Source organism: Xanthomonas sp. SHU 199 (assembly GCF_000364665.1).
In the GTDB taxonomy this organism is placed as follows: domain Bacteria; phylum Pseudomonadota; class Gammaproteobacteria; order Xanthomonadales; family Xanthomonadaceae; genus Xanthomonas_A; species Xanthomonas_A sontii.
Genome location: NZ_AQOI01000179.1, coordinates 1 through 9319, shown reverse-complemented (window position 1 = coordinate 9319; position 9319 = coordinate 1). Strand labels below are relative to the sequence as shown.

Below are 9319 nucleotides of genomic sequence, written 5' to 3'. Positions count from 1 at the left end.
GGCCGCGCCGCTGCGCGCGCCCGCGCCACCTGCCGGCATGGACGCCATGGCCGAAGACGCCCTGCTGCCGTGGTTGCGCGCGCTGGAGCCGCTGCTGCGCCAGTCCGACCTGGCCGCATTGACCCTGCTGGAGCAGGCCCCGCCGGCCATCGCCGGCGCCCAGGCCGGCGACGCGCTGCGCCTGCGCGAGCAGGTACAGACGCTGCGCTTCGACGACGCCCTGGTCACGTTGAACAACTTGTTGGAGACCGCTTCCCGATGAGCGATTTCGCTGCCTACCGACGCCTCGCCCCGCAGGGACGGCGCCCGCGCGTGCTGATCGTGGACGACCAGCCGATCAACATCCATGCGCTGCACGAACTGCTGCGCGACGCCTGCGAAGTCAGCATGGCGCTGGATGGCACGCGTGCACTGGCCTTGTGCCAGCAGCAGCCGCCGGACCTGGTGCTGCTGGACGTGATGATGCCGGAACTGGACGGCCTGCAGGTCTGCCGCCGGCTCAAGGCCGACCCGGCGACCGCGGACATCCCGGTGGTGTTCGTCACTGGGCAGGATGCGCCGGAGGACGAGGTGGCCGCGCTGGAAGCCGGTGGTGCCGATTTCATCAGCAAGCCGGTGCAGCCGGTGGTGGTGCGGGCGCGGGTGCAGAACCATCTGATCATGAAACTTCAGAGCGACCTGCTGCGCGAGGTCGCGCTGCTGGATGGGCTGACCGGGGTGGCCAATCGCCGCCGTTTCGAAGACGCCCTGGCCACGCACTGGCAGGCCTGCCTGCGCGAAGGCAAGCCCTGCGGGGCGCTGATGATCGACGTGGACTACTTCAAGCGCTACAACGATCACTATGGTCATCAGCTCGGCGATGGCTGCCTGCGCGCCGTCGCCCAGGCGCTGGCCGGTTGCGTGCTGCGCCCGCACGATCTGCTGGCCCGCTATGGCGGCGAGGAGTTCGTGGCGTTGCTGCCGGGCAGCGATGCCGACGGCGTGCGCGAAGTGGCGCAGCGCATGCTGCAGCGGGTCGCCGAGCTGCAGCTGGCGCACGACGCCTCGCTGGTGGGGCCATGCGTGAGCATCAGCCTGGGCGGCGCGGTGGCGGTCCCCCAGGCGGACGCCAGCGCCGCACAACTGCTGGCGCAGGCCGATGCGCAGTTGTATCTGGCCAAGCAGGGCGGGCGCGCGCGGGCCTGCGTGGGGTGATGCGCCGCGCCGGCGATCGTTGCCTGCGCAACCAAGCGCGTCGCCTCGGCGCCGATCTGCCAGAATCGGCCGATTGCCTGTCGATGTCGCCTCCATGACCGTTGCCGCGTCTCCCGTTCCGCCCGTCAACTCGCCGCGTCGCGTGCTGCTGGCCAGCCTGGTCGGCACCACCATCGAGTTCTTCGACTTCTACATCTACGCCACCGCCGCGGTGCTGGTGTTCCCCAAGCTGTTCTTCCCCGAAGGCGATGCCGATGCGGCGCAGTTGCAGTCGCTGGCGACCTTCGCCGTGGCCTTCGTCGCGCGGCCGTTGGGATCGGCGCTGTTCGGCCATTTCGGCGACCGCATCGGCCGCAAGGCCACGCTGGTGGCGGCGCTGCTGACCATGGGCCTGTCCACCGTGCTGATCGGCCTGCTCCCCGGCTACGACCGGATCGGCCTGTGGGCGCCGGCGCTGCTGGTGCTGTGCCGCTTCGGCCAGGGCCTGGGCCTGGGCGGGGAGTGGGGCGGGGCGGTGCTGCTGGCCACCGAGAACGCGCCGCCGGGCAAGCGCGCCTGGTACGGCATGTTCCCGCAACTGGGCGCGCCGCTGGGCTTCCTGCTGTGTTCGGGCATCTTCCTGCTGCTGGGCGCGCTGCTGGACGAGGCGCAGTTCCTGCGCTGGGGCTGGCGCATTCCGTTCGTCGCCAGCGCCCTGCTGGTGATCACCGGGCTGTGGGTGCGCCTGCGCATCCACGAGACCCCGGACTTCCAGCGCGCCCTGGACCGCAACGAGCGCGTGCGCCTGCCGATGCAGACGGTGCTGTCGCAGCACGTCGGCGCGACGGCGCTTGGCACGTTCGCGGTGCTGGCGACCTTCGTACTGTTCTATCTGATGACGGTGTTCGCGCTGGGCTACGGCACCACCACGCTGCACTACAGCCGCGAGCAGTTCCTGCTGCTGCAGATGGTCGGCATCCTGTTCTTCGCCGCCGGCATCCCCTTGTCGGCCTGGTACGGCGACCGCCGTGGCACGCGCCCGGCGATGCTGGTGGCCAGTGTGGCCATCGTCGCGTTCGGGCTGTTCTTCGCGCCGCTGTTCCAGGCCGGGCAGCCCTGGCAGGTGCTGGGCTTCCTGGCGCTGGGGTTCTTCTTCATGGGCCTGACCTACGGCCCCTGCGGCACGCTGCTGGCCGAACTGTATCCGGTGCCGGTGCGCTACACCGGCGCCTCGCTGGCGTTCAACCTGGCCGGCATCGTCGGCGCGGCGCCGGCGCCGTACGTGGCGGTGTGGCTGGCCACGCACTACGGCCTGTCGTGGGTGGGCTACTACCTCAGCGCGGCGGCGCTGCTGACCTTGCTGGCCCTGCTGGCGATCAGGCGGCCGCGTCGCTGAGCGCCGGCTCCGCCGGCGGCGCGTGTTCGACCCGGTTGCGGCCGCCGGCCTTGGCCAGGTACAGGTACTTGTCGGCCTCGGTCAGCAGCGGATGCAGGGTCTGCCGCTGCGGCCCGCTGCTGCTGACGCCGATGCTGATGGTGAGACGCAGGGTCTGCGTGCCCAGCGGAATCGCGAGGTCGGCGATGCGCGCGCGCAGGGTTTCGAAGTAATCGGCGGCCGCGGCGGGGGCCAGGCCCGGCACCAGCATGCAGAATTCCTCGCCGCCGAAGCGCGCCACCATGTCCTGCGGGCGCGCGTGCGCGGCCAGGGTCGCCGCCACCGCGCGCAGCGCTTCGTCGCCTGCCTCGTGGCCGAAGGTGTCGTTGATGTGCTTGAAATGGTCGATGTCGAGCATCGCCACGCAGACCGGCTCCTGCCGCGCCAGCCACTTCGCCAGCACGCGCTGGCTCTGTTCGAGGAAGTGCCGGCGGTTGGGCAGGCTGGTGAGGAAGTCGCGTGTCGCCAGGTCCTGCAGGGTGCCGATCAGCTCCAGCTGATCCACGTTCTGCGAGACCCGGCAGAAGAACTCCTCGCGCGAGAAGGGCTTGCGCAGGAAGTCGTTGGCGCCGTTCTTGAGGAAGCGCGGTACCAGCGACGGGTCGTTGTTGCCGGACAGGCCGATCACCGCCAGCATGTCGCGCGCGCGCAATGCGCGCAGCCGGCGGGTGAATTCCACGCCTTCCATGCCCGGCATTTCCTGGTCCACCACTGCCAGGCGGATGGACGGATTGGCCTCGATCGCGCGCAGCCCGGCGGCACCGTCGGCGGCCTCGACCACGCGGTAGCCGTACATCGACAGCAGGGAGGCGGCGTAGGCGCGCGCCGACGGCGAGTCGTCCACCACCAGCGCGGTGATGGACCGGTTGCGCGCCAGTCGCTGCACCAGCCAGGCCAGGTAGTCGATGCTGTCCGGCGCGTTCTTCAGGACGAAGTCGATGATCTGCTGGGTCAGGATGCGCTTGCGCAGGCTCTCGTCGTAGACCCCGCTGACCACCACCGTGGGCAGCCCGCGCGCGACGAAGAAGTCCACGACGGTGTCGCGGTCGCCGTCGGCCAGCACCAGCCCGGTCAGCGCCAGGAACCAGGGGCCGCCGTCATCCAGGGCGGCGGCGGCCTCGGCCAGGGTGGAGACCACCACGACCGGCAGTTCGACCCGTTGCTCGATCGCCGCGCGCAGCAGGTCGGTGAAGGTGCGCGAGTTTTCCACCAGCAGGATGCGCTGCTGTGCGGGGCTGCCGTCGGGGGCGATCGGGGCGATCGACAACGGGTGCGACATGCATGCCTCGCGGGCGGCAATCCAGGAATGGAACCCGGTTAGCGGCCGTGCGCGCGCAAACTTGAGGGCGGCGCGGGTGCGTCGCTGGCTACCAGAGCGCGTCGCGCAGCTTGTACCAGGACATCGCCGCCATCAGCAGCGGCGTGCGCAGCAGGCGGCCGCCGGGGAAGGGCGCGTGCGGGATCCGCGCGAACACGTCCAGCCGCTGTGCCTGCCCGCCGATCGCCGCGGCGATGGCCGCGCCGGCCAGGCCGGTGGCGGCCACGCCATGACCGGAGAAGCCCTGGGCGAAGTACACGTTCGGGGTCAGCCGGCCCCAATGCGGGGCGCGGTTGCGGGTGATGTCGACGTAGCCGCCCCACACCGAGTCCATCTCGACCTGGCGCAGTTGCGGGAACACCCGGCGCATGCGCCGGGTCATCACCCCGCGCAGGCCGGGCGGCGGCAGCGACGAATAGCTGGCGCGGCCGCCGAACAGCAGCCGGTGGTCGCGGCTGAGGCGGAAGTAGTCGAGCGCCCAGTTGACGTCGGCCACCGCCATGTCGTTGCCGATCAGTTCGCGGGCCAGCGCCTCGCCCAGCGGCGCACTGGCGCCGATGTAGGTGCCGACCGGCATGATCCGCGATTCCAGCTCCGGGGCGATGCCGCGCAACCAGGCGTTGCCGGCGAGGATGGCGAACTCGCCCTCGACCTCGCCGTGCGCGCTGCGCAGGATCGGTCGCGCGCCGCGCACCAGTTGCGTGACCGGCGTCTGCTCGTAAATGCGCACCCCGGCCGCCAGCGCCGCCCGCGCCAGGCCGCGCGCGTACTCCAGCGGATGCAGGTGGCCGCTGGCCGCGTCGTACATCGCGCCCAGGTAGCGTGGGCTGCGCAACTGCGACTGCAACTGCGCGCGGTCCCACCATTGCAGCGGATAGTCGTAGCGCTGCGCCATCTCGATGATGCCGGCGCGCAAGGCGCGTTCCTGGCGCGGCTTGATCGCCACGTGCGCATGGCCGTCGCGCCAGTCGCAGGCGATGCCATGGCGGGCGATGCGGGTACGCAGCAACTGCATGCCGTCGCGGGAGAAGTCGAACAGCAGTCGTGCATCGTCCTGGCCGAGCAGGGCTTCCAGGGTGTGCTGCTCGCAGCCGTAGCCGACGATGGCCTGGCCGCCGTTGCGCCCGGACGCACCCCAGCCGACCCGCTGCGCCTCCAGCACCACCACCCGATACCCGGCCTCGGCCAGGGCCAGCGCCGCACTCAGCCCGGTATAGCCGGCACCGAGGATGCATACGTCGGCGCGTACCTTGCTTCGTAATGGTTCCTGTTCCGGGAATGGTGCGGCGCTGTCGAGGTACCAGGACGCGCCGGGAATGGGGACTCGGGAATGGGGAATGGGAGAAGCGCCGGTCATGGCGGCGAACTGCAGTGATGGCCCAGGCGCACCATGTCCTGGGCTCCAGACGCTTTCGCGCTCGCTGCTTTCGATTCCCGATTCACCATTCCCGATTCCCAGCCTTCAAACCGTGCGCAAATACCAGCGATAGTCCACATCGCTGACCTGCGCTTGGAAGTCCAGCAGCTCGCGGCGTTTCTGCTGGCCGTAGATATGCCGGAAGCGCGTGCCGAACGCGGTGGCGGCGAAGTCGCTGTCCAGGAAGCGGGCGATCGCGCTGCGCCAGTCCGGTTCGCGTGCGGCGTGTTGCGCGTAGGCATTGCCCTGGGTCGGCGGGCTGGGGTCTAGGCCCTGCGCCAGGCCGTGTTCGATGCCGGCCAGCACCGCCGCGACGACCAGGTAGGGGTTGGCGTCGGCGCCGGCGATGCGGTGCTCGATGCGGGTGTTGGCCGGGTCGCTGTGCGGCACCCGCATCGCCACGGTGCGGTTGTTGAAGCCCCAGCTGTCGTTGAGCGGGACGAAGGCATTGGCGACGAAGCGCCGGTAGCTGTTGGCGTGCGGGGCGAACAGCAGCAGGCAGTCCTCGGCGCTGTGCTGCAATCCGCCGATGGCATGGCGCAGCGGCGCGGCCGGCGCCTGCGGGGTGCAGGCGAACACGTTGTGGCCGCCATCGTCGAGCAGGCTCACGTGCACGTGCAGACCGCTGCCGGATTGCGCGGCGAACGGCTTGGCCATGAAGCTGGCGAGCAGGCCCTGCTGCTGCGCGATCGCCTTGATCGCGCGCTTGAGCAGCACCGCATCGTCGCAGGCGGCCAGCGCATCGGCGCGGTGCTTGAGGTTGATCTCGAACTGGCCCGGCGCGTATTCGGCGACCGCGGTATCGGCCGGAATGCCCTGCGCGCGGCAGGCCTGCGCGACCGCATCGGTGAAGCCGCGCTGGTCGTCCAGTTCCTGCATGTAATAGACCTGGGTGCTGTCGTTGCGCAGTCCGCTGTGGGCGTGCAGCGGCGGCTGCGGGCGGCCGCGCGCGTCGGCGTGCGGGTCGAACAGGTAGAACTCCAGTTCCACCGCGATCACCGGGGTCAGCCCGCGTGCCTGCAGGCGGGCCAGCACCTGCGCCAGCACCTGGCGCGGGGCGAAGTCGAGCGCACCGCCTGCGCCGTCCTGCATCGCCAGCAGCAGTTGCGCCGACGGCACCGGCGCCCACGGCACCGGTCGCAGACTGCCCGGCACCGGGAAGCACAGCCGGTCCTCGTCGCCGATGTCGTACCCCAGCCCGGTTTCCTCGACGGTATTGCCGGTGATGTCGGTGGCGATCAGCGACATCGGCAGGCATACCCCGTCGCGGTAGACCTTGTCCAACGCGTCGCGGGCAATGCGCTTGCCGCGCAGCAGGCCGTTGCAGTCCGGCAGCAGCAGGTCGATCTGCTCGCAGCCGGCGATACGCTGCAGGGTCTGGGCATCGTCCGGGGGCAGCAGCGGGGCGTCGTGCATGCGGGTCATCGCGGCGGACGGCGGGAGTGCTTGGAGCTTAGCAGAGCGCCATGGCGTCAAGAATACTCAACAGCGGCAGGGGGCGGCGTGCCGACGCTCGCTCGCGCGGCACGCTGGCCGTGTTGCGCTTTTGCGGCACTGCGGAGGAATTTTTGCGGCATCGTGCAGGCCGGTTAGCGCCTCTGCAAGCGTGTTGTGCGCCGTGTCCCAGTGCGTGTCGTGTTGTAAAAATAAAACGCTCGCGGTAACTTGCGAGGACGCCACACGAGTTCTTCGCATGGCCGTATCGCCCCTGGTCGGCGTGCCGACCGACCGCAAGCTCATCGGCCACCATCCGTTCCTGGCCGCGGGCGAAAAGTATCTGCGTGCCGCCGTCGATGGGGCCGGGGTGACCCCGGTGCTGCTGCCGTCGCTGCAGCCGCCGGTCGACGCCCGCGCCTGGCTGACGCGGCTCGACGGCCTGCTGCTGACCGGCGCGGTCAGCAATATCGAGCCGCACCATTACAGCGACGAGCCGAGCTGGCTCGGCAACCTGCATGACCCGGCGCGCGACGCCAACACGCTCGACCTGATTCCGCAGGCGATCTCGCTGGGCCTGCCGATCCTGGCGATCTGCCGCGGCTTCCAGGAAGTCAACGTCGCCCTCGGCGGCACCCTGCACCAGAAGGTGCACGCGCAGCCGGGGTTGTCCGATCATCGCGAGGATCCGCAGGCGCCGCTGGAAGCGCAGTACGCGCCGGCGCACGAGGTGGCGCTGAGCGAAGGCGGCTGGCTGGAGGAGATCGCCGGCCGCGGGCGGGTGCGGGTCAACTCGCTGCACGGCCAGGGCGTGGCCCGGCTCGGCGGCGACCTGATCGTCGAGGCGCTGGCGCCGGACGGGCTGATCGAGGCCTTCCGCGGCATCGGCCCCGGTTTCCTGCTCGGTGTGCAATGGCATCCGGAGTGGCGGGTCCTCGACGACCCGTTCTATCTCGGCATCTTCCAATCCTTCGGCGACGCCTGTCGCCACTATGCGGCCAGCCGCAGGCGCTGATTCCCATGGCCAGTCGACCCCGATCGCGCAAGCACACCCCGGAACAGCAGGAAAGCTCGCTGCGGCGCTGGCTCAAGGAGCGCCACATCACCGAGGTCGAGTGCCTGGTGCCGGACATCACCGGCAACGCGCGCGGCAAGATCATTCCCGCCGCCAAGTTCTCGCACGACTACGGCACGCGCCTGCCCGAGGGCATCTTCGCCACCACGGTCACCGGCGACTACCCGGACGACTACTACGACCTGACTTCGCCGTCGGATTCGGACATGCAGCTGCGCCCGGACCCGGACACGGTGCGCATGGTGCCGTGGGCCGCCGATCCCACCGCGCAGGTGATTCACGATTGCTATACCAAGGAAGGCCAGCCCCACGAACTGGCGCCGCGCAACGTGCTGCGCGGGGTGCTGGAGGCGTATGCGGCGATCGGCTGCAAGCCGGTGGTGGCGCCGGAACTGGAGTTCTTCCTGGTGCAGAAGAACACCGACCCGGACTTTCCGTTGCTGCCGCCGGCCGGCCGCTCGGGCCGGCCGGAGACGGCACGGCAGTCGTACTCGATCGACGCGGTCAACGAGTTCGATCCGATCCTGGACCTGATGTACGACTACTGCGACGCGATGGAGCTGGACGTGGACACGCTGATCCACGAATCCGGCGCGGCGCAGCTGGAGGTCAACTTCACTCACGACGACGCGCTGTCGCGCGCCGACCAGGTGTTCCTGTTCAAGCGCACCATGCGCGAGGCGGCGCTGCGCCACGGCGTCTACGCCACCTTCCTGGCCAAGCCGATGGAGAACGAGCCGGGCAGTGCGATGCACATCCACCAGAGCCTGGTGGACAAGCACGGCAAGAACGTCTTCAGCGGCCGCCGCGCTGGCGAGTACAGCCGTACCTTCGCCCATTACCTGGCGGGCCTGCAGAAGTACGTGCCGATGGCGATGGCGTTCTTCGCGCCCAACGTCAATTCCTACCGCAGGCTGATGTTCGGCGAGGTGTCGCCGAGCAATGTGCTGTGGGGCTTCGACAACCGCACCTGCGGCCTGCGCGTGCCGATCGACACGATCGAGAACATGCGCGTGGAGAGTCGTTTCGCCGGTTCCGACGCCAACCCGTACCTGGCGATGGCGGCGACGCTGGCCTGCGGCTTGCTCGGAATCCGCGAGAAGCTCGAGCCGACCGAGCCGACCACCGGCAGCGGCAAGGAGATGGGCTATCAGTTGCCGCGCTCGCTGGGCGAGGCGCTGGACGAGCTGGAGCGTTGTGCGCCGTTGCAGGAGTTGCTGGGGCCGCGTTTCGTGCGGGCGTACATTTCGGTCAAGCGCAAGGAGTACGAGACGTTCTTCCGGGTGATCAGTTCGTGGGAGCGGGAGTTCCTGTTGTTGAACGTGTAGGGGGCGGTTCGCGCCAGCCAGCCAGAACATCGCCGTTGCCGTTGCCGTTGCCACTGCTGTTGCTGTTGCTCCTGACGTTGCTCTTGCTCCGGACGTTGATGTTGCTTTTGACTTACCGGGTTCCCTTCCGAAGCGGCGG

8 protein-coding genes are annotated in these 9319 nt (G+C 69.6%); 5 read left to right on the top strand and 3 right to left on the bottom strand.

Annotated features, from left to right (window positions below; genetic code table 11):
- The 3 genes from D183_RS0107650 to D183_RS0107640 all read left to right on the top strand — a co-directional run.
- Positions 1 to 262, top strand: a 262-nt coding sequence (locus tag D183_RS0107650) for a hypothetical protein (protein ID WP_026144284.1), incomplete at its 5' end; no start/stop codon positions are given.
- Positions 259 to 1194 (top strand): diguanylate cyclase domain-containing protein, encoded by a 936-nt coding sequence (locus D183_RS0107645; protein WP_017908485.1) that lies wholly within the window; start codon positions 259 to 261, stop codon positions 1192 to 1194. The genes D183_RS0107650 and D183_RS0107645, both read left to right, overlap by 4 nt.
- Positions 1195 to 1288: 94 nt before the next feature.
- Entirely contained in the window at positions 1289 to 2569 is a 1281-nt protein-coding gene (locus D183_RS0107640; RefSeq protein ID WP_026144283.1) for an MFS transporter, read from the top strand.
- On the opposite strand, the gene D183_RS24225 is transcribed toward D183_RS0107640, so the two are convergent.
- The 3 genes from D183_RS24225 to D183_RS0107625 form a co-directional block, all read right to left on the bottom strand.
- Positions 2550 to 3887, bottom strand: coding sequence for a GGDEF domain-containing response regulator (locus tag D183_RS24225; protein ID WP_017908483.1), 1338 nt, complete (start codon positions 3885 to 3887; stop codon positions 2550 to 2552). The genes D183_RS0107640 and D183_RS24225 overlap by 20 nt on opposite strands.
- Positions 3888 to 3975: 88 nt before the next feature.
- Complete coding sequence (locus D183_RS0107630; RefSeq protein WP_051067612.1) at positions 3976 to 5283, bottom strand: NAD(P)/FAD-dependent oxidoreductase; 1308 nt, start codon at positions 5281 to 5283, stop codon at positions 3976 to 3978.
- Positions 5284 to 5388: 105 nt separating this feature from the next.
- Positions 5389 to 6768 carry a glutamine synthetase family protein gene (locus D183_RS0107625; RefSeq protein WP_017908481.1) on the bottom strand — a complete coding sequence of 460 codons (1380 nt, stop codon included), beginning with the start codon at positions 6766 to 6768 and terminating at the stop codon, positions 5389 to 5391.
- Between the two features lie 268 nt (positions 6769 to 7036).
- Here D183_RS0107625 and D183_RS0107620 point away from each other — a divergent pair, with 268 nt between their 5' ends.
- Both D183_RS0107620 and D183_RS0107615 read left to right on the top strand, forming a co-directional pair.
- Entirely contained in the window at positions 7037 to 7792 is a 756-nt protein-coding gene (locus D183_RS0107620; RefSeq protein ID WP_017908480.1) for a gamma-glutamyl-gamma-aminobutyrate hydrolase family protein, read from the top strand.
- 5 nt (positions 7793 to 7797) lie between these two features.
- A complete protein-coding gene (locus D183_RS0107615; protein WP_017908479.1) occupies positions 7798 to 9180 on the top strand; it encodes a glutamine synthetase family protein in 1383 nt (460 codons plus the stop codon).
- The last annotated feature ends 139 nt before the right edge of the window (positions 9181 to 9319 follow it).

Excerpts from the sequence above, each read along its gene's own strand:
- D183_RS0107645 (WP_017908485.1), top strand. The coding sequence starts at position 259 with ATGAGCGATTTCGCTGCCTACCGACGCCTCGCCCCGCAGGGACGGCGC.
- D183_RS0107640 (WP_026144283.1), top strand. The coding sequence starts at position 1,289 with ATGACCGTTGCCGCGTCTCCCGTTCCGCCCGTCAACTCGCCGCGTCGC.
- D183_RS24225 (WP_017908483.1), bottom strand. The coding sequence starts at position 3,887 with ATGTCGCACCCGTTGTCGATCGCCCCGATCGCCCCCGACGGCAGCCCC.
- D183_RS0107630 (WP_051067612.1), bottom strand. The coding sequence starts at position 5,283 with ATGACCGGCGCTTCTCCCATTCCCCATTCCCGAGTCCCCATTCCCGGC.
- D183_RS0107625 (WP_017908481.1), bottom strand. The coding sequence starts at position 6,768 with ATGACCCGCATGCACGACGCCCCGCTGCTGCCCCCGGACGATGCCCAG.
- D183_RS0107620 (WP_017908480.1), top strand. The coding sequence starts at position 7,037 with ATGGCCGTATCGCCCCTGGTCGGCGTGCCGACCGACCGCAAGCTCATC.
- D183_RS0107615 (WP_017908479.1), top strand. The coding sequence starts at position 7,798 with ATGGCCAGTCGACCCCGATCGCGCAAGCACACCCCGGAACAGCAGGAA.